This is a genomic window from Pseudomonas sp. S2_E01, from assembly GCF_054668365.1.
This window is the reverse complement of sequence record NZ_CP162762.1, coordinates 5,248,417-5,274,169: the sequence shown is the minus strand read 5'-3', so window position 1 is coordinate 5,274,169 and position 25,753 is coordinate 5,248,417. Positions and strand designations below refer to the sequence as shown.

At 60.4% G+C, this 25,753-nt stretch carries 17 protein-coding genes; 16 read left to right on the top strand and 1 reads right to left on the bottom strand.

Annotated elements, in window-relative coordinates; all coding sequences use genetic code 11:
- The first annotated feature begins 41 nt into the window (after window positions 1–41).
- On the top strand, window positions 42–1,310 hold the full coding sequence (locus AB4O36_RS24280; protein ID WP_460118822.1) for a malic enzyme-like NAD(P)-binding protein: 1,269 nt from the start codon (window positions 42–44) through the stop codon (window positions 1,308–1,310).
- A 131-nt stretch (window positions 1,311–1,441) separates the two neighbouring features.
- Here AB4O36_RS24280 and AB4O36_RS24275 read toward each other — a convergent pair whose 3' ends face one another.
- Window positions 1,442–3,880: a penicillin-binding protein 1A gene (locus tag AB4O36_RS24275; RefSeq protein ID WP_460140444.1), complete on the bottom strand. Its 2,439-nt coding sequence runs from the start codon at window positions 3,878–3,880 to the stop codon at window positions 1,442–1,444.
- Between the two features lie 216 nt (window positions 3,881–4,096).
- On the opposite strand from AB4O36_RS24275, the gene AB4O36_RS24270 reads away from it, so the two are divergent.
- The 15 genes from AB4O36_RS24270 to gspE all read left to right on the top strand — a co-directional run bounded on the left by AB4O36_RS24270 (window position 4,097) and on the right by gspE (window position 25,752).
- Window positions 4,097–5,161 carry a pilus assembly protein PilM gene (locus AB4O36_RS24270; RefSeq protein WP_460118816.1) on the top strand — a complete coding sequence of 355 codons (1,065 nt, stop codon included), beginning with the start codon at window positions 4,097–4,099 and terminating at the stop codon, window positions 5,159–5,161.
- Entirely contained in the window at window positions 5,161–5,727 is a 567-nt protein-coding gene (locus tag AB4O36_RS24265) for a PilN domain-containing protein (RefSeq protein ID WP_460118814.1), read from the top strand. The genes AB4O36_RS24270 and AB4O36_RS24265 overlap by 1 nt, the downstream gene beginning before the upstream one ends.
- Window positions 5,724–6,347 carry a type 4a pilus biogenesis protein PilO gene (gene pilO / locus AB4O36_RS24260; protein WP_460118812.1) on the top strand — a complete coding sequence of 208 codons (624 nt, stop codon included), beginning with the start codon at window positions 5,724–5,726 and terminating at the stop codon, window positions 6,345–6,347. The genes AB4O36_RS24265 and pilO overlap by 4 nt, the downstream gene beginning before the upstream one ends.
- On the top strand, window positions 6,344–6,871 hold the full coding sequence (locus AB4O36_RS24255; RefSeq protein WP_460118810.1) for a pilus assembly protein PilP: 528 nt from the start codon (window positions 6,344–6,346) through the stop codon (window positions 6,869–6,871). Before pilO ends, AB4O36_RS24255 begins: the two co-directional genes overlap by 4 nt.
- Before the next feature lie 13 nt (window positions 6,872–6,884).
- Window positions 6,885–8,972: a type IV pilus secretin PilQ gene (gene pilQ, locus AB4O36_RS24250; RefSeq protein WP_460118809.1), complete on the top strand. Its 2,088-nt coding sequence runs from the start codon at window positions 6,885–6,887 to the stop codon at window positions 8,970–8,972.
- A gap of 4 nt (window positions 8,973–8,976) precedes the next feature.
- Entirely contained in the window at window positions 8,977–9,495 is a 519-nt protein-coding gene (gene aroK, locus AB4O36_RS24245; RefSeq protein WP_460118807.1) for a shikimate kinase AroK, read from the top strand.
- Window positions 9,496–9,647: 152 nt separating this feature from the next.
- Window positions 9,648–10,748: a 3-dehydroquinate synthase gene (gene aroB / locus AB4O36_RS24240; RefSeq protein WP_460118805.1), complete on the top strand. Its 1,101-nt coding sequence runs from the start codon at window positions 9,648–9,650 to the stop codon at window positions 10,746–10,748.
- A 10-nt stretch (window positions 10,749–10,758) separates the two neighbouring features.
- Complete coding sequence (locus tag AB4O36_RS24235; protein WP_460118803.1) at window positions 10,759–12,354, top strand: AAA family ATPase; 1,596 nt, start codon at window positions 10,759–10,761, stop codon at window positions 12,352–12,354.
- Between the two features lie 347 nt (window positions 12,355–12,701).
- Complete coding sequence (gene gltB, locus AB4O36_RS24230) at window positions 12,702–17,147, top strand: glutamate synthase large subunit (protein WP_460118801.1); 4,446 nt, start codon at window positions 12,702–12,704, stop codon at window positions 17,145–17,147.
- A gap of 124 nt (window positions 17,148–17,271) precedes the next feature.
- Window positions 17,272–18,690, top strand: a complete 1,419-nt coding sequence (locus tag AB4O36_RS24225) for an FAD-dependent oxidoreductase (protein WP_460140443.1) — start codon at window positions 17,272–17,274, stop codon at window positions 18,688–18,690.
- A 223-nt stretch (window positions 18,691–18,913) separates the two neighbouring features.
- On the top strand, window positions 18,914–19,981 hold the full coding sequence (gene hemE / locus AB4O36_RS24220) for a uroporphyrinogen decarboxylase (protein ID WP_460118797.1): 1,068 nt from the start codon (window positions 18,914–18,916) through the stop codon (window positions 19,979–19,981).
- Between the two features lie 290 nt (window positions 19,982–20,271).
- Complete coding sequence (gene gbpA, locus AB4O36_RS24215; RefSeq protein WP_460118795.1) at window positions 20,272–21,738, top strand: N-acetylglucosamine-binding protein GbpA; 1,467 nt, start codon at window positions 20,272–20,274, stop codon at window positions 21,736–21,738.
- Between the two features lie 107 nt (window positions 21,739–21,845).
- The gene (locus tag AB4O36_RS24210; protein WP_460140442.1) at window positions 21,846–22,346 is read left to right on the top strand and encodes a type II secretion system protein N; all 501 of its coding nucleotides are present in this window, start codon (window positions 21,846–21,848) and stop codon (window positions 22,344–22,346) included.
- Window positions 22,347–22,354: 8 nt separating this feature from the next.
- Window positions 22,355–24,283, top strand: a complete 1,929-nt coding sequence (gspD, locus tag AB4O36_RS24205) for a type II secretion system secretin GspD (RefSeq protein ID WP_460140441.1) — start codon at window positions 22,355–22,357, stop codon at window positions 24,281–24,283.
- Window positions 24,280–25,752, top strand: coding sequence for a type II secretion system ATPase GspE (gene gspE, locus AB4O36_RS24200; protein WP_460140440.1), 1,473 nt, complete (start codon window positions 24,280–24,282; stop codon window positions 25,750–25,752). The genes gspD and gspE overlap by 4 nt, the downstream gene beginning before the upstream one ends.
- The last annotated feature ends 1 nt before the right edge of the window (window position 25,753 follow it).

Here is a 25,753-nt window from a genome sequence, read left to right as displayed (position 1 = left end):
TCGCTGACCAGTCTGTCCAACAGTAAAAGCGGAATGCCCACATGTCTGATCTGAAAACTGCCGCTCTCGAGTATCACGCCAATCCTCGTCCAGGAAAGCTGAGCGTCGAACTCACCAAGCCCACCGCTACCGCCCGCGACCTGTCGCTGGCCTACAGCCCCGGCGTAGCCGAACCAGTGCGCGAAATTGGTCGCGACCCTGAGCTGGCCTACAAATACACCGGTAAAGGCAACCTGGTTGCAGTCATTTCCGATGGCACCGCTATTCTCGGCCTGGGTAACCTCGGCCCATTGGCTTCCAAGCCGGTCATGGAAGGTAAAGGCGTGCTGTTCAAGCGCTTCGCCGGCATCGACGTGTTTGACATCGAAGTCGATTCCGAAAGCCCGCAGGCCTTCATCGACACCGTCAAGCGCATCTCCATCACCTTCGGTGGCATCAACCTTGAAGACATCAAGGCACCTGAGTGCTTTGAGATCGAGCGCGCCCTGATCGAGCAGTGCGACATCCCGGTATTCCACGATGACCAGCACGGCACCGCTATCGTCACCGCAGCCGGCATGATCAACGCCCTGGAAATCGCTGGCAAAACCCTGCCGGACGCCAAAATCGTCTGCCTGGGCGCCGGTGCGGCCGCCATCTCCTGCATGAAATTGCTGGTGAGCATGGGTGCCAACATCGAAAACATCTTCATGGTTGACCGTACCGGCGTGATCCACTCCGGCCGTGACGACCTGAACCAGTACAAGGCTGTCTTCGCCCACGCGACCGACAAGCGCACCCTGGCTGATGCCCTGCAAGGCGCAGACGTGTTCGTTGGCCTGTCCGGTCCGAACCTGCTGAGCGCTGAAGGCCTGAAGTCCATGGCGGCCAACCCGATCGTGTTCGCGTGCTCGAACCCTGATCCGGAAATCTCCCCTGAGCTGGCCCACGCCACTCGCAACGACGTGATCATGGCCACCGGCCGTTCGGACTACCCGAACCAGGTCAACAACGTGCTGGGCTTCCCGTTCATCTTCCGTGGTGCCCTGGACGTTCGCGCCAAGCGCATCAACGAAGAAATGAAAGTCGCGGCGGCCAACGCTCTGCGCGAACTGGCCAAGCTGCCAGTGCCTCAGGAAGTGTGCGACGCCTACGGCGGCATCAAACTGGAATTCGGTCGTGAGTACATCATCCCGAAACCAATGGACGCCCGTCTGATCACCCTGATCTCCGACGCCGTGGCCAAGGCCGCGATCGAGACCGGTGTGGCGACCCTGCCGTATCCGAAGAACTACCCGCTGAAAAGCGTGGATGACGTGTTCAACGGTTAAGAGCAGCCGCCCATAAAAAACCCAGCCAAGTGCTGGGTTTTTTTATGGGCTCAAGCTTCAAGCTGCAAGCTGCAAGTTGAAGCATTCTGCCTTCACTTGCAGCTTGCAGCTCAAAGCTTACCGCTGCCCCTCTAGAACAAATCGATCGGCGCCGCCTCGTCCGCCGGCAGCGGGCTGCCAGGGGCTGTGCCGTTACCCAGCTCGTTGACCGACGGTGGTGTGTCTTCGGCCTTGAACAGCTCGAAATACGCCCCTGGCGTGCTTGGCGTGGCCGCACGGCCGCTGATCGGGTCGACTCGCAGGCTGAGGATGCCTTCAGGCTCTGGTTGTGTGTGCGGCGGCTTGTCCTTGAGTGCGGCGGACATGTAGTTCATCCAGATCGGCAGGGCGACGGTGCCGCCGAATTCACGCTTGCCAAGGCTTTCCGGCTGGTCGAAACCGGTCCACACCGTCGTCACGTAGTCCGCGTTGTAGCCCGAGAACCAGGCGTCCTTGGATTCGTTGGTGGTCCCTGTCTTGCCCGCGATATCGGAGCGACCCATGGCCAGCGCGCGGCGGCCGGTGCCCAGCTTGATCACGTCCTGGAGCATGCTGTTGAGGATGTAGGTGGTTCGGCCATCGACGATGCGCTCGGCCACGGCTGGTACCTGCGGGGCGGGTTGACCTTCGGCTTCGCCGGGCGTGGCGTTGACCGTGAAGGCCTGCGTGGCCGGTGCTGCAATGCCATCCGAGGCGGCTTCGCCTTTGGGGACGCTCTGCGGATTGGCAACGAACAGGACGTCGCCATTGCGGCTTTCGATCTTGTCGATAATGAACGGCGTGATCTTGTAGCCGCCGTTGGCAAAGGTGCTCCAGCCGGTGGCGATTTCCATTGGGGTCAGCGTCGCCGTGCCCAGCGCCAGGGACAGATTGCGTGGCAGGTCCTGCTTGTTGAAGCCGAACTTGCTGATGTAGTCGATGGTGCGATCAACACCCAGCGCCTGCAGCAGGCGGATCGACACCAGGTTGCGCGACTTGTACAGCGCTTCACGCAGGCGGATCGGGCCGAGGAAGGTGTTGGTGTCGTTCTTGGGGCGCCAGACTTTGTCCAGGTATTCGTCGACGAACACGATGGGCGCATCGTTCACGAGACTGGCGGCGGTGTAGCCGTTATCCAGTGCCGCGCTGTAAACGAATGGCTTGAAGCTCGAGCCCGGCTGGCGCTTGGCCTGCATGGCGCGGTTGTAGTTGCTCTGTTCGAAGGCGAAGCCGCCGACCAGCGAACGAATCGCGCCGTTCTGCGGGTCGAGGGACACCAGTGCGCCCTGCGCCTGCGGGATCTGGCTGAATTTGAGCGAGTTGTCCGCCTGGCGCTGCACGCGAATCAAATCGCCGACCTGGGCCACGTCCGCTGGCTGCTTGGGGTTGGCGCCCATGCTGTTGGTGTTGAGGAATGGCCGCGCCCACTTCATGGTGTCCCAGCCCACGTGCTCGCTGCCGCTACGGGTCAACACTTGCAGGCCGGTCTTGTCGACCTGGGTCACGATGGCGGGCTCGAGGCTGCTGATCGTGCGCTGCTTGGTCAATTCGGTGGCCCAGGCTTCGCGAGTCTTGCCCGGCAAGCGCGATTCAGGGCCGCGATAACCGTGACGTTGGTCATAGGTCATCAAGCCTTCGTGCAGCGCGTTGTTGGCCATTTCCTGCAAGTTGCTGGGCACGGTGGTGGTGACGCGGAAACCTTCGGTATAGGCGTCGCTGCCGTAGCGACCGACCATTTCGGCGCGGGCCATTTCAGCGATGTAAGGGGCGTTCACTTCCGGCGTCGGCACGTGATAACTGGCGTTCAAAGGCTCGTTGATCGCGGCGGTGTAGTCGCTCTCGCTGATTTTCCCGAGCTTGTACATGCGCCCCAGGATCCAGTCACGACGCTCCTTGCTGCGCGCCGGATTGGCCAGCGGGTTGAAGCGCGATGGGGCCTTCGGCAGGCCGGCAATCATCGCCATCTGCGCCAGGCTGATGTCGCGAATCGACTTGCCGTAATACACCTGTGCCGCCGCCTCGATGCCGTAGGCACGGTTACCCAGGTAGATTTTGTTGACGTACAGCTCGAGGATTTCGTCCTTGGTCAGCTGACGTTCGATTTGCAGGGCGAGCAGGATTTCCGTGGTTTTTCGCGAAAAGCTGCGCTCGCTGGTCAGGAAGAAGTTCTTCGCCACCTGCATGGTGATGGTGCTGCCGCCGGATTGAATGTGACCGCTTTTGACCAATTGGGTCGCGGCGCGCATCAGGCTGCTTGGGTCGACACCATAGTGGTTGGCAAAATTGTCATCTTCGGCGCTCAACAGCGCATTAATGAAATTGGGCGGAATGTCGGCGAAACGGATCGGCGTGCGGCGCATTTCGCCAAATTCTGCGATCAACTTGTTATCGCTGCTGTAGACCCGAAGAGGAATCTGCAACTGAATGCTTCTCAACGCCTCCACAGACGGCAATCCGGGGCTAAGGTAAAGAAATGCGCCACTCAGACCCAGAAGCAGTCCGCAGAAAACGGCGACGATGGACCAACCGATAAATTTCAGCAGACGAATCAAGACTTTGAGATATCCAGGGCAAAAAATGATTGAGGCATCAAGGTTCAGATAACGAGGAGAACGACCCGCGCTTAACGAAAAAAGCGGAGAAAAACGTTGGGCATTATAAGCATTTTTCCATCGGGGGCGTCATTCGCACTGCGGGCGAGACGGATGGATGGAACGCAATGGACATTACAGAGTCCGTAACTCACGGAAAGTCATAGGGAATTGGTAGTGCCAGGACTCTTCAATAAAAAAGCCAATCTGCTGCTGGGGATCGACATCAGTTCCACGTCGGTGAAACTTCTGGAGTTAAGCCGCCAGGGCGAGCGCTACCGCGTCGAGGCCTATGCGGTCGAGCCGTTGCCCGCCAGTGCGGTGGTCGAGAAGAATATCGCCGAGCTCGAGGGCGTGGGCCAGGCACTGACGCGCGTGTTGCTCAAGGCCAGAACCGGACTGAAGAGCGTGGCGGTGGCGGTGGCCGGGTCGGCGGTGATCACCAAGACCATCGAGATGGATGCCGGTCTTTCCGACGACGAGATGGAAAACCAGCTCAAGATCGAGGCCGACCAGTACATTCCTTATCCGCTGGACGAAGTCGCCATCGATTTCGAAGTCCAGGGCGCATCGGCGCGTAACCCCGAACGGGTTAATGTGCTGCTGGCAGCCTGTCGCAAGGAAAACGTCGAAGTCCGCGAGGCTGCCCTTGCACTGGCGGGGCTGACTGCCCGTGTGGTCGATGTCGAGGCGTATGCACTGGAGCGTTCATTCGGTTTGATGGCCAGCCAATTGGCTGCCTCCCAGGCGCAACTGACGGTCGCCGTGGTCGACATCGGCGCCACCATGACCACCCTCAGCGTGCTGCACAACGGCCGCATCATCTATACCCGCGAGCAATTATTCGGCGGGCGCCAATTGACGGAAGAAATCCAGCGCCGTTACGGCCTGACGTTCGAACAGGCGGGGCTGGCCAAGAAACAGGGCGGCTTGCCCGACGATTACGTGAGTGAAGTCCTGCAGCCATTCCGCGATGCGCTGGTGCAGCAGGTATCGCGTTCGTTGCAGTTTTTCTTCGCCTCTGGCCAGTACAACGCAGTGGACTACATCCTTCTGGCCGGCGGCACCGCTTCAGTCCCCGGGCTGGATCGCCTGATCGAGCAGCGACTGGGCACGCCAACTCAGGTAGCCAACCCTTTCTCGGACATGGCCCTGAGCAGCAAGGTCAATGCCGGAGCCCTGGCCAGCGATGCGCCGGCGTTGATGATCGCCTGCGGTCTGGCCCTCAGGAGTTTCGACTGATGGCGCGGATCAACCTTTTACCCTGGCGCGAAGAGCTGCGCGAGCACCGCCGCAAGCGTTTCCTGCTGGCATTGGCCGGTGTACTGGTGGGGTCGATCGGTGCGGTGTTGATTGCCGGACAGGCAATCAGTGGCGCCATTGACCGCCAGGTCACGAGGAACAACTACATCAGCGAGCAAATTGTCGCAGTCGATGAGCGGATCAAGCAGATCAGCGACCTCAAGGCCCGGCGTCAGCAACTGGTCGAACGGATGCGCATCATCCAGGACCTGCAGGGCAATCGTTCCATCAGCGGGCGTATTTTTGACCAGTTGGCGCGAACCCTGCCGGACGGGGTGTATTTCACCGAGGTGAAGATGGAGGACAAGACCCTCTCCATTGTCGGCGCGGCTGAATCGAACAATCGCGTGTCTGACCTGATGCGTAACCTGGATGCATCGGACTGGTTCGACGCGCCCACGCTGACGGAGGTCAAGGCAGCCACTGCTGGCCAGCCGGACCAGGCCAACGTCTTCCAGTTGACCGTTCGCCAGACCCGGCCAGCTGCCGAGGAGGCCGTTCAATGAGGCCGGCTGAATGGCTTGAAGGGTTGCGCAAGATTGACATCAATGACCTGGATACCAGCAACATGGGGTCCTGGCCCCCCGCCATCAAGGCGGTGGTCGGGATCCTGCTGGCGCTCATGGTGCTCGCGTTGGGCTACAACTTTTCCGTGAGCGACCTTGAAAACCAGCTCCAGCTCAAGCGTCAGGAGGAGACGACGCTAAGGGAACAATTCGCCAACAAAGTGCACATGTCGGCGAACCTGGAGTTGTATATCCAGCAGATGAAGGAAATGGAAAATTCCTTCGGCGTGCTGTTGCGTCAATTGCCCAGCGACACCGAAGTACCGGGCCTGCTGGAGGACATCACCCGGACCGGTCTGGGCAGTGGCCTGGAGTTCGAGGAAATCAAGCTGCTGCCCGAGGTCACCCAACAGTTCTATATCGAGTTGCCGATCCAGATCACCGTCACGGGCGCCTATCACGACCTTGCCACCTTCGTCAGCGGCGTCGCCGGATTGCCACGAATCGTCACCCTGCACGACTTCGACATCGCTCCCGTCAACCCCGAGGGCGGTCCGAAACTACGCATGAGCATTCTGGCCAAGACCTACCGCTACAACGACAAGGGGCCGCAAAAATGAGCCCGATTCGTACAGGGGTAGTGATCGCAGCGATGGCTGTCCTGGCCGGGTGTGGCAACGGCAATGACTTCCACGACCTGGACGCCTACATGAATGAAATGCGTCTGCGTGCGCCGGGCAAGATTGAACCAACCCCGACGTTCCGGTCATACCCCACGTTCACTTATGACGCGGCGAACCTGCGCAGCCCGTTTTCCCGACAGGTCAAAGTCGATCCAGCGGGCCAGAAGCTCGGCTCGCGCAACGTCAAACCCGACCCCAATCGGGTGAAGCAGTACCTCGAAGGCTTCAACATCGAGCAGTTTGAAATGGTCGGCACAATCTCCAATGCCGCGGGCTCATTCGCGCTTTTGCGTGGAGCGGGTGGTGTGCATCGGCTGAAAGTCGGCGATTACCTGGGGCGCAACGACGGGCGGATTGTCGCCATCAGCGCCTCCCAAGTCGATGTGGTCGAAATCGTTCCCGATGGCCAGGGCACCTGGCTGGAGCGGCCGCGGACCATCCCTTTGAAAGAGCACTCATAGTGGAACTCGGATAATGAACAGGATTTTCGCAACCTTCGGAATTTCGCTATGGATAGCGTTGATGTCACCGATGGTACTGGCGGCCAACCTCAAGGCGCTGGATGTCGCGGCGTTGCCCGGTGACCGCATCGAGTTGAAATTGTCGTTCGATGGCACCCCTCCTCAGCCCCAGGGTTACACGACCGAACAACCGGCCCGGATTGCACTGGACCTGCCCGGCGTGGCCAATCAGTTGGCGAGAAAAACCCACGACCTGGGCGGTGGCAATGCCCGCAGCGCCACGGTGGTGGAGGCCAAGGGGCGTACGCGGCTGATCATCAATCTCACGCAGTTGACCCCGTACACCGCGAGGGTCGAAGGCAATCAGGTGTTTGTGGTGGTCGGCCGTGGTCCCAGTGCCCAGGCGTCCTCTCCCGCCGCCAAGCCCTCGCGTGCGGCCACGGCCTCGGCGGCGCCCGCCAAAAGCTATGCGCCAGTGAGCAAGGCTATTCGCGGCGTGGATTTCCAGCGCGGCACCCAGGGCGAGGGCAACGTGGTCATCGACTTGTCCGACCCGTCCATTGCCCCGGACATTCAGGAGCGCGATGGAAAGATCGTCCTGGGGTTCCCCAGGACCCAACTGCCGGAACCGTTGCGGGTGCGCCTGGACGTCAAGGATTTCGCCACGCCCGTGCAATTCGTCAGCGCCAGCGCCACCGGTGATCGGGCCACCATCGTCATCGAGCCCAGCGGCGCTTTCGACTATTCCACCTATCAGACCGATAACAAGCTGACCGTCAGCATTCGCCCGATGACGGTCGACGACCTCCAAAAACGCAACGCCGAGCGATTTGCCTATACCGGCGAAAAACTCTCGCTGAACTTCCAGGACATCGACGTGCGCTCGGTGCTGCAACTGATTGCCGACTTCACCAACCTGAACCTGGTCGCCAGCGACACGGTGCAGGGAGGCATTACCCTGCGCCTGCAGAATGTGCCGTGGGACCAGGCGCTGGACCTGGTGCTCAAGACCAAGGGCCTGGACAAGCGCAAGATCGGTAACGTGTTGCTGGTGGCGCCAGCCGATGAGATTGCCGCCCGCGAACGCCAGGAGCTGGAGTCGCAAAAGCAAATCGCCGAGCTCGCACCGCTACGTCGGGAACTGCTGCAGGTCAATTACGCCAAGGCGGCCGATATCGCCAAATTGTTCCAATCGGTGACCAGTGCCGAGGCGAAAGTCGACGAGCGCGGGTCGATCACTGTCGATGAGCGGACCAACAATATCATTGCCTACCAAACCCAGGATCGCCTTGACGAGTTGCGCCGAATCGTGGCGCAGCTGGATATCCCGGTGCGCCAGGTGATGATCGAGGCGCGGATTGTCGAAGCCAACGTCGACTACGACAAGAGCCTGGGTGTGCGCTGGGGTGGTTCAGTCCAGAACAAGGGCAACTGGAACACGTCCGGCGTCAGCAACGGCGCGAATGGATCGACGACCATCGGTACGCCGGGCAGCACCGGAACCAACACACCGTTCGTCGACATGGGCACCACGGCCAATACCTCGGGGATCGGCATCGCGTTCATCACCGACAATGTGTTGCTGGATCTCGAACTGACGGCCATGGAGAAAACCGGTAACGGTGAAATCGTCTCGCAGCCCAAGGTGGTCACGTCCGACAAGGAGACGGCGAAAATCCTCAAGGGTACCGAGATCCCCTACCAGGAAGCCGCCTCCAGCGGCGCGACTTCGGTCTCGTTCAAAGAGGCCTCGCTGTCGCTGGAAGTGACACCGCAGATTACGCCGGACAATCGCATCATCATGGAGGTCAAGGTCACCAAGGACGAACCGGACTACCTCAACAAAGTGCAGGATGTACCGCCCATCAAGAAAAACGAGGTCAACGCCAAGGTTCTGGTCAACGACGGCGAGACCATCGTGATCGGTGGCGTTTTCTCAAATACTCAGAGCAAGGTTGTAGATAAGGTGCCATTTCTTGGCGATGTGCCGTATCTTGGCCGCCTTTTCCGGCGTGATGTGGTTTCGGAGAAAAAATCCGAGCTGCTGGTGTTTCTCACTCCGCGTATCATGAACAATCAGGCGATTGCTGTGAGTCATTGATTCTGTGCGAAATTTGATTCTTGTTGGACCGATGGGCGCTGGAAAAAGCACCATCGGCCGGTTGCTGGCCAAAGAGCTGCGCCTGCCGTTCAAAGATTCCGATAAGGAAATTGAATTGCGCACGGGCGCGAATATCCCATGGATTTTCGATAAGGAAGGCGAACCAGGTTTCCGTGATCGAGAGCAGGCGATGATTGCCGAGCTGTGTGATTGCGATGGCGTGGTGCTGGCCACCGGGGGCGGCGCGGTCATGCGCGAAGCCAATCGTCGGGCATTGCACGCCGGTGGTCGGGTGGTTTATTTGCATGCCTCGGTCGAACAACAGGTCGGTCGTACTGCACGCGATCGCAATCGTCCTCTGTTGCGTACTGCCGACCCGGCCAAGACCCTGCGTGACCTGCTAGAGTTGCGCGACCCGCTGTACCGGGAAATCGCCGACCTGGTGGTGGAAACCGACGAGCGACCGCCGCGGATGGTGGTGCTCGACATTCTCGAGCGCCTGAACCAGCTGCCTCCCCGTTAAAGCACGGCGCGAAATGCGCTATCCTCGGCGTCCTGCCATAACTGCCAAGTTGTGGCGGATGGCTACTGAACGGCGTCACACCAGCAGATGCCGTGGATATTCGTTTAATAACTTAGGCAGGACGCCTGATTCCATCTTCACTGTGGGGACACATGCAGACACTCAAGGTCGATCTAGGCGAGCGCAGCTACCCGATTCATATTGGCGAAGGTTTGTTGGATCAACCCGAGCTGCTGGCCCCGCATATTCGCGGTCGGCAGGTGGCGATCATCTCCAACGAAACCGTTGCGCCGCTCTATCTCGAACGTCTGACCCGCAGCCTTGCCCAGTTCTCTGTCGTTTCCATAGTGTTGCCCGACGGCGAAGCCTTCAAGAACTGGGAAACCCTGCAACTGATTTTCGATGGTCTGTTGACCGCGCGGCATGATCGGCGCACCACGGTCGTCGCCTTGGGCGGCGGTGTGATCGGTGACATGGCCGGCTTTGCGGCTGCCTGTTACCAACGCGGTGTCGATTTCATCCAGATCCCGACCACGCTGCTGTCGCAAGTCGACTCTTCGGTGGGGGGCAAGACCGGCATCAATCATCCGTTGGGCAAGAACATGGTCGGCGCCTTCTATCAGCCGAACGTGGTGCTGATCGATACCACTACGCTCAATACCTTGCCGGTCCGGGAGTTGTCTGCGGGCCTGGCGGAAGTCATCAAGTATGGGCTGATCTGTGATGAGCCGTTTTTGACCTGGCTTGAAGAAAACGTCGATCGCCTGCGTGCCCTCGATCAGGTCGCCCTGACGTATGCGATCGAACGTTCCTGCGCGGCCAAGGCGGCGGTGGTCGGTGCCGACGAAAAGGAAAACGGTGTTCGTGCCACCCTCAATCTCGGCCACACGTTTGGCCATGCCATCGAAACCCATATGGGCTATGGTGTGTGGCTACACGGTGAAGCCGTGGCTGCTGGCACCGTAATGGCCCTGGAGATGTCTGCACGCCTGGGCTGGATCACCGAACAGGAGCGCGATCGCGGCATTCGTCTGTTCCAGCGCGCTGGCTTGCCAGTCATTCCGCCCGAGGAGATGACTGAAGCCGATTTTCTCGAACACATGGCAGTTGACAAGAAAGTGATCGACGGTCGTTTACGCCTGGTGCTGCTGCGCCACATGGGCGAAGCGGTAGTGACCGACGATTATCCGAAAGAGGTTCTACAGGCCACGCTGGGAGCGGACTACCGCGCCCTGGCTCAGCTTAAAGGTTAATGAGATTCCGATGACCAGTTTGCATGCCGACGAGGCTTTCCTCGGCCATTACCAGTTAAGTCACGACCCTTTCGCTCCACGGGTACCGGGCTTCAAATTCTTCCCGGCCCAGCGCAAGCCGGTATTGGGGCAGTTGCACCACCTGGCCCGTTACAGCCAGTTGTTGCTGGTGGTCACCGGGCCGCAAGGTAGCGGCAAGACCCTGTTGCGACAGGCGCTGGTCGCCAGTACCAATAAACAATCGGTACAGAGCGTGGTGGTTTCCGCTCGTGGCGCAGGTGATGCGGCCGGCGTACTGCGGCAAGTAGCCCAGGCGCTGAATGTCGAGCAGGCGGAGATCGGGCCGATCCTGGCCCAGGTCGTGCAGCTCGCTTTGACCGGGCAGGAAGTCTACTTGCTGGTCGATGACGCCGAGCAGCTCGACGAGTCTGCACTGGAAGCCTTGATGGAGCTGGCCGCCGGAGCGCCCGAGGGGCGACCGCACGTGTTCCTGTTCGGCGAATCCTCGCTGATTGCACAGCTGGAAGCGTTGACCCTTGAGGAAGAGCGCTTTCACGTCATCGAGCTGCAGCCTTACACCGAAGAAGAGACCCGCGAGTATCTGGACCAACGGCTCGAAGGGGCGGGGCGCGGTATCGAACTTTTCACCGCCGACCAGATCTCTGATATTCACGAAAGCTCCGATGGTTGGCCTGGCAACATCAATCAGGTCGCCCGCGATGCAATGATCGAAGCCATGATCGCCAGCCGCTCAGCGGTCAAACGTCCAAGTATGGGGTTCAACATGCCGAAGAAACACGTATTGGCGATTTCCGCCGTCGTCGTGGTCGCGGTCGCTGCCGCCTGGTTGATGCCGGGTCGCAGCAAGGCACCGACCACTGGCGCCCCTGCCAACGAACAGGCGCAGTTGCCGCTGGGGCAGGGCACGCCGCAACCTAACGGCGGTGGCGCGCCAGCCGTGGAGTTCGCCGGTAACTCGCAACCGATGCCATTGCCGCTGGTCGGCAATTCGCAGCCGGTCATGCGCGGCCCGCTTGCTGAAGCAGCCGGTGGTATCACCGAAGGCGACGATGGCGTGCCAGTCGAAGGTTCCAGCAATACGCCGCCCACCGTAACCACCACTGCGCCACCTGAAGGCGTCCCTGCTGGCCCGGCCCCGACGCCTACCGCCAAACCGCTTCCTGCACCGACTCAGGTCGCTACGGCCAAGCCAGTTCCGACCGCGCCAGCGGTTAAACCGGCTCCAGCACCTGCCAAGCCAGCCGCCGTGGCGACCGCCAAACCGGCCGAGAAACCGGCAGCCGCGGCCAAGTCTGCGGGTGGCACTTGGTATGCTGGCCAGCCGACGAGCAACTACGTGGTGCAGATCCTCGGCACCAGTTCCGAAGCAACCGCGCAAAACTTCGTCAAGGAGCAGGGCGGCGAGTATCGTTATTTCAAGAAGGTGCTCAACGGTAAACCGCTTTACGTGATCACCTACGGTAACTTCGCCAACCGCGATGCAGCCGTATCTGCCATCAAGGCCTTGCCAGCGAAGGTTCAGGCTGGTAAACCTTGGCCTCGCACTGTCGCCAGCGTCCAACAGGAACTGGCAGCAACTCGCTGAAGATTCGGCGGCCTTACCCAGGCCGCCTCTCCCGGCACCTCAAAATTTCTGCAGCGCATGCGGCTTCCGGGCCGCGTGCGTTGTGGTGTCTGCGTCATAGTAGTCTTTGAGTCGTGCGGTCAAAATTAAAAAAAGTTTTGACTAGCACAGCAGATCGCTTTAAACCTTTCACAAATGCGACATGGATTTGCGACATTTCGTCGTCAAATTTGTGAGGCTTCGTGTCGGTGTGTACAATGACCTCCCTTTTGCCCCTGCAAAGCTGGCGTACGTTCGGCGCGGGCGGTAAGTGGTTGAATTGAAAAGAAATTTGCTTCGATAAGAAGCAGCCTGGTGAGAAAGTGTCTATGAAAGCAGGTCTGTACCAACCAGATGAATTCAAGGATAACTGCGGTTTCGGCCTGATAGCCCATATGCAGGGCGAACCCAGTCATACCCTTTTGCAAACGGCCATTGAGGCCCTGACCTGCATGACCCACCGCGGTGGGATCAACGCCGACGGCAAGACCGGTGACGGTTGCGGTCTGCTCATTCAGAAGCCGGATGTGTTCCTGCGTGCGATCGCCCAGGAAACCTTCGGCGTTGAACTGCCCAAGCAATATGCGGTGGGCATGGTCTTCTTCAACCAGGACCCGGCAAAAGCCGAAGCCGCTCGCGAGAACATGAACCGCGAGATCCTGGCCGAAGGCCTGACGCTGGTCGGCTGGCGTAAAGTGCCGATCGACACCAGCGTACTCGGCCGTCTGGCCCTCGAACGCCTGCCACAAATCGAACAGGTGTACATCGGTGGCGAAGGCCTGAGCGACCAGGACATGGCGGTCAAGCTGTTCAGCGCCCGTCGTCGTTCGTCCGTGGCCAACGCCGCCGACGTCGATCACTACATCTGCAGCTTTTCCCACAAGACCATCATTTACAAAGGCCTGATGATGCCGGCGGACCTGTCCGCCTTCTATCCAGACCTGGGTGATGAGCGCCTGCAAACCTCGATTTGCGTGTTCCACCAGCGCTTTTCCACCAACACCCTGCCGAAATGGCCGCTGGCCCAGCCATTCCGCTTCCTCGCCCACAACGGCGAGATCAACACCATCACCGGTAACCGCAACTGGGCCCAGGCCCGTCGCACCAAGTTCACCAACGACCTGATGGATCTGGAAGAGCTCGGCCCGCTGGTCAACCGTGTGGGCTCCGACTCCTCGAGCATGGACAACATGCTCGAGCTGATGGTCACCGGCGGCATCGACCTGTTCCGTGGCGTGCGGATGATCATTCCGCCGGCGTGGCAGAACGTCGAGACCATGGACCCGGACCTGCGCGCATTCTACGAATACAACTCGATGCACATGGAGCCGTGGGACGGTCCGGCTGGCGTGGTCATGACCGACGGTCGCTACGCGGTGTGCCTGCTCGACCGTAACGGTCTGCGCCCGGCGCGTTGGGTCACTACCAAGAACGGCTTCATCACCCTGGCGTCCGAAATCGGCGTCTGGAACTACCAGCCTGAAGACGTGATCGCCAAAGGTCGCGTTGGACCGGGCCAGATCTTCGCCGTGGACACCGAAACCGGGCAGATCCTGGACACCGATGCGATCGACAACCGCCTGAAGTCCCGTCATCCATACAAGCAATGGCTGCGCAAGAACGCCCTGCGCATCCAGGCGACCATGGAAGACAACGATCACGGTTCGGCTTTCTATGATGTCGACCAGCTCAAGCAGTACATGAAGATGTACCAGGTCACGTTCGAAGAACGCGACCAAGTGCTGCGCCCCCTGGGCGAACAAGGCTACGAAGCCGTGGGCTCGATGGGCGACGATACGCCGATGGCCGTGCTGTCCCAGCGCGTGCGCACGCCGTACGACTATTTCCGCCAGCAGTTCGCGCAGGTCACCAACCCGCCGATCGACCCGCTGCGTGAAGCCATCGTCATGTCGCTGGAGATCTGCCTCGGTGCCGAGCGCAACATCTTCCAGGAGTCGCCGGAGCATGCCTCGCGCGTGATCCTCAGCTCGCCGGTCATTTCCCCGGCCAAATGGCGCTCGCTGATGAACCTCGATCGTCCTGGCTTTGAGCGCCAGATCATCGACCTCAACTACGACGAGAGCGTCGGTCTTGAAGCGGCCGTGCGCAATGTGGCCGATCAGGCTGAAGAAGCCGTTCGTGCCGGTCGCACCCAGATCGTGCTGAGCGACCGCCACATTGCCCCGGGCAAGTTGCCGATCCACGCGTCCCTGGCGACCGGTGCGGTGCATCACCGCCTGACCGAGAAAGGCCTGCGTTGCGATTCCAACATTCTGGTGGAAACCGCGACCGCTCGCGACCCGCACCACTTTGCCGTGCTGATCGGTTTCGGCGCCTCGGCGGTCTACCCGTTCCTGGCTTACGAAGTGCTGGGCGACCTGATCCGTACCGGTGAAGTGCTGGGCGACCTCTATGAGGTGTTCAAGAACTACCGCAAGGGCATCACCAAGGGCCTGCTCAAGATCCTGTCGAAGATGGGTATCTCCACCATCGCCTCGTACCGCGGTGCACAACTGTTCGAAGCCATCGGCCTGTCCGAAGAAGTGTGCGACCTGAGCTTCCGTGGCGTGCCGAGCCGCATCAAGGGCGCGCGTTTCGTCGATATCGAAGCCGAACAGAAAGCCCTGGCTGTCGAAGCCTGGAGCCCGCGCAAGCCGATCCAGCAAGGTGGCCTGTTGAAGTTCGTCCACGGTGGCGAGTACCACGCGTACAACCCGGATGTGGTCAACACCCTGCAAGCCGCCGTGCAGCAAGGCGACTACAGCAAGTTCAAGGAATACACGGCGCTGGTGGACAACCGTCCGGTGTCGATGATCCGCGACCTGTTCCGGGTCAAGACCCTGGATACGCCGCTGGACATCAGCGAGATCGAGCCGCTGGAATCGGTGCTCAAGCGCTTCGACTCTGCGGGCATCTCCCTGGGCGCCCTGTCGCCGGAAGCCCACGAAGCCCTGGCCGAAGCCATGAACCGCCTCGGTGCGCGTTCCAACTCCGGCGAAGGTGGTGAAGATCCGTCGCGCTACGGCACCATCAAAAGTTCGAAAATCAAGCAGGTCGCCACCGGTCGTTTTGGTGTGACTCCGGAATACCTGGTCAACGCCGAAGTGCTGCAGATCAAGGTGGCCCAGGGCGCCAAGCCCGGCGAAGGTGGTCAGTTGCCCGGCGGCAAGGTCAATGGTTTGATCGCCAAGCTGCGTTATGCGGTCCCGGGCGTGACCCTGATTTCGCCTCCACCGCACCACGATATCTATTCGATCGAAGACTTGTCGCAACTGATTTTCGACTTGAAACAAGTCAACCCGAAGGCGCTGGTCTCCGTGAAGCTGGTGGCGGAAGCGGGCGTTGGCACCATCGCCGCCGGTGTGGCCAAGGCCTACGCGGACTTGATCACCATCTCCGGCTACGACGGTGGCACCGGTGCTTCGCCGCTGACCTCGATCAAATACGCGGGCGCGCCGTGGGAACTCGGTCTGGCCGAAACCCACCAGACCCTGCGCGGCAATGATCTGCGCGGCAAGGTCCGTGTGCAGACCGACGGCGGCCTGAAGACCGGCCTCGACGTGATCAAGGCAGCCATTCTCGGGGCGGAAAGCTTCGGCTTCGGCACTGCGCCAATGATTGCGCTGGGCTGCAAATACCTGCGTATTTGCCACCTGAACAACTGCGCCACCGGCGTTGCGACCCAGAACGAGAAGCTGCGCAAGGATCACTACATCGGCACCGTCGACATGGTGGTGAATTTCTTCACCTACGTCGCCGAAGAAACCCGTGAGTGGCTGGCCAAGCTGGGCGTGCGTTCGCTCGAAGAGTTGATCGGCCGTACCGATCTGCTGGAAGTCCTCGAGGGTCAGACCGCCAAACAGCATCACCTGGACCTGACCCCGCTGCTGGGCAGCGACCATGTCCCTGCGGACAAGCCGCAATTCTGCGGTGTGGATCGCAACCCGCCATTCGACAAGGGCCTTTTGGCCGAGAAGATGGTCGAGATGGCCATGTCTGCCATCAACGACAAGAGCGGCGGCGAGTTCACCCTGGACATCTGCAACTGCGACCGTTCGATCGGTGCGCGGATTTCCGGGGAAATCGCACGCCAATACGGCAACCAGGGCATGGCAGGCGCGCCGATCACCTTCCGCTTCAAGGGAACGGCCGGCCAGAGCTTTGGCGTGTGGAACGCCGGTGGCTTGAACATGTACCTGGAAGGCGATGCCAACGACTACGTCGGCAAGGGCATGACCGGCGGCAAGCTGGTCATCGTTCCGCCAAAAGGCAGCGCCTACAAGACCCAGGACAGTGCCATCGTCGGCAACACCTGCCTGTACGGCGCCACTGGCGGCAAGCTGTTCGCCGCCGGTACTGCGGGCGAGCGTTTCGCCGTGCGCAACTCCGGTGCCCACACCGTGGTGGAAGGCACCGGCGATCACTGCTGCGAATACATGACCGGTGGTTTCGTCTGCGTCCTGGGCAAGACCGGTTACAACTTTGGTTCTGGCATGACCGGTGGTTTCGCCTACGTGCTTGACCAGGACAACACCTTCGTTGACCGGGTCAACCACGAACTGGTGGAAATCCAGCGGATCAGCGGTGAAGCGATGGAAGCCTATCGCAGCCACCTGCAACGTGTGCTGAACGAGTACGTCGAGGAGACCGACAGCGAGTGGGGTCGTGAACTCGCCGAGAACCTCGATGATTACTTGCGTCGTTTCTGGCTGGTCAAACCGAAGGCAGCGAACTTGAAATCTCTGCTCACCAGTACTCGTGCGAGTCCGCAATGACGACGCAGCTGCAAGCGGCAAGCTTTTAGCCGCAAGTTAACGGCAGTGCGCGATATGCCTGCACACGTGATTGTCTTGCAGCTTGAAGCTTGTAGCTTCGAGCTGCTGTAAAGAGGTTTTGAAGATGGCCGAACGTCTCAGCAACGACTTCCAATTCATCGACGTCGGGCGCAAAGATCCGAAGAAGAAACTGTTGCGTCAACGCAAGAAAGAGTTCGTGGAGATCTACGAACCCTTCAAGCCCCAGCAGTCGGCCGACCAGGCCCACCGCTGCCTGGGTTGTGGCAACCCGTATTGCGAATGGAAGTGCCCGGTGCACAACTTCATTCCGAACTGGCTGAAGCTGGTGGCCGAGGGCAACATCCTCCAGGCCGCCGAGCTGTCGCACCAGACCAACACCCTGCCAGAGGTCTGCGGCCGGGTGTGCCCTCAGGATCGTCTGTGTGAAGGTGCTTGCACCCTCAACGACGGTTTTGGTGCGGTAACCATCGGCTCGGTCGAGAAGTACATCACCGACACCGCGTTCGCCATGGGCTGGCGCCCGGACATGTCCAAGGTCAAGCCGACCGGCAAGCGTGTGGCGATCATTGGTGCGGGACCTGCCGGCCTGGGCTGTGCCGACGTGCTGGTGCGTGGTGGCGTGACCCCGGTGGTGTTCGACAAGAACCCGGAAATCGGTGGCCTGCTGACTTTCGGCATCCCTGAGTTCAAGCTGGAAAAGACCGTGCTGAGCAATCGTCGCGAAGTTTTCAGCGGCATGGGCATCGAATTCCGCCTCAACACCGAGGTGGGCAAGGACGTGACCATGGAGCAACTGCTCGCCGAATACGATGCCGTGTTCATGGGCATGGGCACCTACACCTACATGAAAGGTGGGTTTGCCGGTGAGGACCTGCCGGGCGTTTACGACGCGCTGGATTTCCTGATCGCCAACGTCAACCGCAACCTGGGCTTTGAAAAGTCGCCGGAAGATTTCGTCGACATGAAAGGCAAGAAGGTCGTGGTACTCGGTGGCGGCGACACGGCGATGGACTGCAACCGTACCTCGATCCGCCAGGGCGCCAAGTCGGTGACCTGTGCCTATCGTCGTGACGAAGCGAACATGCCTGGCTCGCGTAAAGAGGTGAAAAACGCCAAGGAAGAAGGCGTGAAGTTCCTCTACAACCGCCAGCCAATCGCCATCGTCGGCGAAGACAAGGTCGAAGGTGTGAAGGTGGTCGAGACCCGTCTCGGCGAGCCGGATGCACGCGGCCGTCGTAGCCCGGAGCCGATCCCGGGCTCCGAAGAGATCATCCCGGCCGACGCCGTGGTCATCGCCTTCGGCTTCCGCCCAAGCCCGGCGCCGTGGTTCGAACAGTTCGAGATCCAGACCGACAGCCAGGGCCGCGTGGTGGCCCCGGAACAAGGCCAGTACAAGCACCAGACCAGCAACCCGAAGATCTTCGCCGGTGGCGACATGGTGCGCGGTTCCGACCTGGTAGTGACAGCGATCTTCGAAGGCCGAAATGCGGCTGAGGGGATTCTGGATTATCTGGGCGTCTAATGACGCAATACCCCCTGTAGGAGCGAGCTTGCTCGCGATGAGGGTGTGTCAGTCAATACATCAATGACAGATACACCGCTATCGCGAGCAAGCTCGCTCCTACAGTTGTTTTGGTGGATCGAAACCGCGACAAATTGCCCCTATAGACAAAAGGCTCCGCTCTTGCCGTGCCTTTTGTCTCGCGCTCTGAGAAAATGCCCCCACTTTTTTTCCGGATGCCGACATGACTGCCCTGAAGAACGACCGTTTCCTTCGCGCCCTGCTCAAGCAACCTGTAGACGTCACGCCCGTGTGGATGATGCGTCAGGCCGGTCGCTACCTGCCTGAATACCGCGCCAGCCGTGCCAAGGCCGGCGACTTCATGAGCCTGTGCATGAACCCGGCGTTCGCTTGCGAAGTCACCCTGCAACCGCTCGACCGCTACCCGCAACTGGACGCGGCGATCCTGTTCTCCGACATCCTGACGATCCCGGATGCCATGGGCCAGGGCCTGTATTTCGAAACCGGCGAAGGCCCGCGCTTCAAGAAAGTCATCAGCACGATGGCCGACATCGAGGCCTTGCCAATCCCGGACCCGCACAAAGACCTCGGTTACGTCATGGACGCGGTCAGCACCATCCGCCGTGAACTGAACGGCCGTGTGCCGCTGATCGGCTTTTCCGGTAGCCCATGGACCCTCGCTACCTACATGGTCGAAGGTGGTTCGTCGAAAGACTTCCGCAAGACCAAGGCCATGCTCTACGACAACCCGCAAGCCATGCACCTGCTCCTGGACAAGCTCGCGCAGTCGGTCATCAGCTACCTCAACGGCCAGATCAAGGCCGGTGCGCAAGCGGTGCAGATTTTCGACACCTGGGGCGGCAACCTGTCGGCGGCTGCCTACCAGGAATTTTCCCTGGCCTACATGAAAAAAATCGTCAGCGGCCTGATCCGCGAGCACGAAGGTCGCAAGGTGCCGGTCATCCTGTTCACCAAGAACGGCGGTCTGTGGCTGGAAAGCATCGCCGATGCGGGTGCCGACGCGCTGGGCCTGGATTGGACCTGTGACATCGGCAACGCCCGCGCTCGCGTCGGTGACAAAGTCGCGCTGCAAGGCAACATGGACCCGACCGTGCTCTACGCCAAGCCGGAAGCGATTCGCGCCGAAGTCGGGCGCATTCTCGCCAGCTATGGCAAAGGCAGCGGCCACGTGTTCAACCTCGGCCACGGCATCACCCCGGAAGTCGATCCGGAGCACGCCGGCGCGTTCCTGCGCGCGGTCCATGAGTTGTCGGCGCAGTATCACGAGTAAGTTTTGCTCGTGACACAAAGGCCTGTCCTGGCTCACGCCGGACAGGCTTTTTTGCATCTGTTAAACAGGCGGAGTGTGTTGAATTTGCGTTTGTAAGATTGTTCTGTGGCGCTATTCAGGCAAGTGAATCAGGCAGATTAATCCCCTTGAAAGCAGAGACTTCTCCTACATAGAAGTTGCTTGCATCTCGGTAAGGTTCCAGACCTTCGTTCGGTCCTCCATCGAACGAAACCGCGAGTAGCCGCGCCGTCAGGCGCGCTGATTATCGATAAGCAGTCTGGAATCCAATGATGAAAAAAATGATCTTCAGGGGTGGTGCATTCACGGCATGCACTTCCTCGATGCTCCTGTTATCGGCAATGCTGGCGTCCCAAGGCGCATACGCCCATGGTTATCTCGAAGCACCGCCTTCGCGGGCGGCGCTGTGCCAAAAAGGCTTGAACACTAATTGTGGTGGCGCGCAATACGAACCTCAAAGCGTGGGCGAAACATTCAAGGGTTTTCCGGCCGGGGTTGGTGGTGCACCTAATCAGGGCCCCGTCGACGGCAAGATCCCGAGCGGTGGTCACGCGCTGTTCTCCGCGCTGGATGCCCAGTCTGCTACCCGCTGGCATCTGAATGAAATCAAGAACCGCAACATTGACTTCCAGTGGCGCTACACCGCTTCTCACCCGGCCACCAAGCATGAATATTTCATCACCCGTAACGGCTGGAATCCGAACGAATCGCTCAAGCGTGCGACCTTCGAGAGCACCCCGTTTTGCACCGTCGATGGCGGGCATCAGTTGCCGGTGTCGGGTGCCAAGCACAACTGTAATATTCCGGCGGACAAGTCCGGCCCCCATGTGATCCTGGCGATCTGGACTGTCGGCGATACCGACGCGGCGTTCTACAACGCCACTGATGTGAACATCATCGCCGAGCCTGAATTGCCGGGCGGCTGGTCGTCGGTAGGCGGCATTGCTGCGTCCAATCACCTGCTGGTGGGCGACAAGGTCAAGGCCCGCGCCTTCTCCGCCAATGGCGAAAGCCAGGATTACAGCGTGGAGATCGCCATCGACACTGCCGAGGAAGGTGCGCCAGCCAACTGGTCATTCAAACTCGCAGAGAAGATCAACAGCACCCACAAACTGATCCGCGCAGGTATCCGCGACGAAAGCGGCAATATCGAACCGGTGCGTGGCAACAACACCCTGTACGCGCAAAAAGACAGCGGTGTAACCCGCTACGAAGTTCAGCTGGACATGAAGGAAGACGCGTCGGCGCGCATGTCGGTCGCTTCCCAGCGTCCGGAATATGAGCTGGACAAAGGCTTGGCCAAGGTCGATTTCGGCATGATCGCCAACCGCCAGATGAACGTTGAAGCCACCTTGTTCGACGAGAACAACAAGCCGGTCGGGACGGTCTCGGCGCAAGTGCAAAGCGGTGCGACCAGCCTCGTCATGGACGTTCGCAGTAACCCGGGCAAACACACCCTGACACTGGTCGGCACGACGCTTGATGGCCGTACCACCCGCCAGGACACGCAGACCACCCTCATGACCGGTGAAGGCGCGGGCGTGGAACATGACTTCGTGTTCCCCGAAGGCCTTGGCGAGTACACCGCCGGCACCAAGGTGTTGCAACCCAAGACCAATGAGGTCTTCGAGTGCAAGCCATTCCCCGAGTCCGGTTACTGCAAGCAGTTCAGCCCGACCGCCAACGGCTTTGAGCCGGGCGTCGGCGCGCACTGGCACATGGCCTGGAACAAACTCTAAGGCCGTTGGGTAACGCCTGCGGCGGTCTGTGCCTGGACCGCCGCACGCTTGAGTTTGACCGCCACACGCAGCAACTCGTGCTGCTCTCGTACTCGCAGGGCTTTTCAATGATTAGGCGATTTTTCACCTTCTGCCTGGTGATGATCTGCGTCGTTTACGCAGGGTTTCTGGTGTGGCAGGAGCAGGACTTTCGCAAAAGCCAGGCTTCGCCGGCCCAGGGCGCTGCACCGCTGCAGACACCTTCGCCCCGCGCATCCCTGGACGCCACTGCCATCGCCTCCGTATTCGGGTTGAGGCCTGAAGCCTCATTGCTACCCAGTGCCGAGCCGCTGACCCTGCTGGCCAGTTTTGTCGTCATCAGCGGACTGTCCAAGGCATTGCTGGCCGACGCGCAGGGCGCACGCATTTACCAGGTCGGCGACCGGTTGCCGGGCGGCAGCATTCTGCGTCGGGTCGAGACCGATAAAGCGGTGTTATGGAACAAGGGGCGCGAAGAGGTCTTGATGCTGCAAACGTCGACCGTGCGTTTTCTCAACCGGCTGGACCACCCAAGCGCAGCACCAGCTCCCGCCACACCTACGCGTTATCTACGCCCGTATACCGAGTGATGTCTGCGATGAACAGTTACAACGGCGCGCAGGTGTTGCGTGCCCTGGTTTTCCTCGTTGCCTTGGCGACCACGCTTTTTCACGGCGACTTGCAAGCCGAGGAAGAAAAATGGCAACTGGCGATGAACAACGCCGAGCTGCGGGACATTGTGGAAGAAATGTCCGCAATTCTTCAAACGACGGTGGTGCTTGACCCCCGTGTCTCGGGACGTATTACGGTCATGTCTCGTCAGGCGCTTGATCGTGAAGGCGTTCGTCGTCTGTTTTACTCGGTACTCGATGCCCACAACTTCACCGTGATCGACGAGGGCGACCGAATTCTCATTACACCGGTGACCGAAGCGAAAACCCGCGCCAGTCAAGGCACGGCAAAAAACGCTACGGCGTCGCAGTTTGTCACCCAGGTCATCGCGCTCGACACCAGCAACGCCGCCGACCTGGCCGGGCTGGTACGACCGCTGGTTTCGGCCAACGGTTATGTGGGGCCATCGGTGTCGGCCAATGCCCTGGTGGTCACCGATACCTCAGCCAACGTGCAGCGAATCGCCAAAGTCGTACGTCAACTGGACGCGGGGAAGAACAACCTGCATTCGGTGATGCAGTTGAAGTATGCCCAGGCGGCTGATGTGCTCACCATCATCGAGTCGTCGCTGGGCAAGCGCAATGCCGACACGGCGATCCAGGCACTGGCCGACCACCGCACCAACCGCCTGATTTTCATCGGCCCGCCCGCAGTGCGCCAGCGTCTGCTCGATCTGGCACGGGGCCTGGACACGCCGGCTACAGCCTCGGTGGACAATGCGCGGGTCATTCGTTTGCGCCATAGCGATGCCAAGCAACTGGCCGAAATTCTGGAAGTGATGGGGCAGGGCCGCAAGCAGGCCTCGACCCTGGGCAGTGTGAAGGACAGCGCTTCCAGTGCGGCCTTCATGATCAAGGCGGACGAAAGTCAGAACGCGCTGGTGGTGATTGCCGAGCCGGCGCAAGTCCGGACGCTGGAAAACATCGTGCGCCAACTGGACCAGCCTCGTGCGCAAGTGCTTATCCATGCCGCCATCGTCGAGATTTCCGGCGACATCGCAGAAACCGTTGGCGTGCAATGGGGCTTGAGCACCGGTGACATCAAAGGCTTCATCAACTTCCCTGGCACCGATGTGCCGATCGTGGGCGGGCTGACCTTCGACGGCAAAAGAGTCGCGCCCGAAGGCGCGATCCTGAAACTGGGCACCGACCGTTTTGGCGCGTTGATTTCGGCGCTGGCCAGCAGTACCCACAGCAATCTGCTTTCCACGCCAAGCCTGCTGACCCTGGACAATCAACAGGCGGAAATCATCGTTGGGCAAAACGTGCCATTCAAGACCGGTTCCTACGCCACCAGCAGCAGCGGTGCGGACAATCCCTTTACCACAGTCGAGCGCAAGGACGTTGGTATTAGCCTGAAGATCAAACCGTACATCAACGAAGGGTCGACCCTGCGCCTGGAAGTGGAGCAAGAGGTGTCGGATATCGCGCCTTCGGTCTCGGGCATCGATTCTTCCGACCTGATCACCAACAAGCGAGCGCTCAAAAGCACCATCCTCGCCGATGATGGAGAGATCATCGTGATCGGCGGCCTGATCCGCGACAGCGTGCGCACCCAGCGCAGCGGCATCCCACTGCTGCGTGACATTCCCTATTTGGGGGCATTGTTTCGCTGGAGCCGCGACACGCAAACCAAAAGCAATCTGATGGTGTTCCTGCGTCCGACCATCGTACGCAGCAAGGAAGACCTGGCCGATGTGAGCCAGCAGCGCTACAACGCCATGCGCAAATTGAGCCAGCCGGCCGCGCACGAAAACAACTCGTTGCTGCTGCCCGCCGAAGCCCGGCAGTTGTTCGACCAGCCCGTTGAGCCGCCGGTGTTCGATTTACGCAAGTCGGCGTCGGGGACACCATGAGCGAAGAAAACGCTGCGCTGTCGTTCGGTTTCGCCCGGCGCTTTGGTGTCTTGCTGGCGCATGAGGAAACCGGGCCTTGTCTGATGCTGCGGGCCGATACGCCGCTAACGGCGCTGTCTGAGGCCCGGCGCCGGTGCGCTCGGGATCTGCCGATCCGGGTGCTCGATGCCGATCAGTTCGCTGCGCGCCTGGGCACCGCGTTCCGTGACGGCCAGAGCGCGGCGCAGCAGGTTGCGCAGGGGCTGGATGACGAACTGGATTTGCTCAGTCTGGTCGATCAAGTTCCGCAAACGGCTGACTTGCTGGAGCAGCAGGGCGATGCACCGATTATCCGCCTGGTCAACGCGTTGCTCAGCGAAGCCGTGCGTGAACACGCTTCGGACGTGCACCTGGAAACGTTCGAGCATTCAGTGGCCGTGCGCATGCGCATCGACGGGCAATTGCGCGAGATGCTCCGGCCGAGGCGTGAGTTGGCGACCCTGCTGGTGTCGCGGGTCAAGGTCATGGCGCGCCTGGACATCGCCGAAAAACGCATTCCCCAGGATGGTCGGATAGCCCTGCGCCTGGCGGGACATGAAGTCGATGTGCGGGTCTCCACGTTACCGTCGGCCCATGGTGAAAGGGTGGTATTGCGCCTGCTGGATAAACAGGCTGGACGCCTGGATTTGCAGCGTTTGGGAATGCCCGCGGACACTCTGGCAACCCTGCGTCAGTTACTCGCCAGGCCCCATGGCATCCTGCTGGTGACCGGCCCCACCGGCTCCGGCAAAACCACCAGCCTTTACGCTGCACTGAGCAGCCTGAACGACCAGACGCGCAACATTCTCACGGTCGAGGACCCCATCGAATATCACCTGCCGGGGGTGGGGCAGATGCCGGTCAATCCGAAAGTGGACATGACGTTCGCTCGTGGGTTGCGCGCCATTCTGCGCCAGGACCCGGACGTGGTGATGGTCGGCGAAATCCGTGATCGCGAGACGGCTCAAATCGCCGTTCAAGCCTCCCTCACCGGGCATCTGGTGCTGTCGACGCTGCACACCAACAGTGCGGTCGGCGCGGTGACACGGCTGGTGGACATGGGCGTGGACGCCTACCTGCTGGCGTCGTCGCTGGTCGGCATTTTGGCTCAGCGTCTGCTGCGCACGTTGTGCCCGCATTGCAAGGCGTCGTACCGCGCCGACGCGGTCACGTGTGAACGTCTCGGGATCAGCGAGACGCCCCCCACAACGTTGTTTCGGGCCGTGGGTTGTGAACGGTGCCAGCACGGTTATCGCGGGCGTATCGGTATCTACGAGTTGCTCAGTGTCACGCCGGCGGTGGCAGCACTGATTCATCAGGGCGCCGGTGAGCGGGCATTGCTTGAAGAGACACGCCGGGCGTCTCGCAGCCTGTTCCAGGACGGCCGACAACGGGTGCTCGATGGCGTGACCAGCCTCGACGAGTTGTTGCGCGTGACCCGGGAGGATTAGC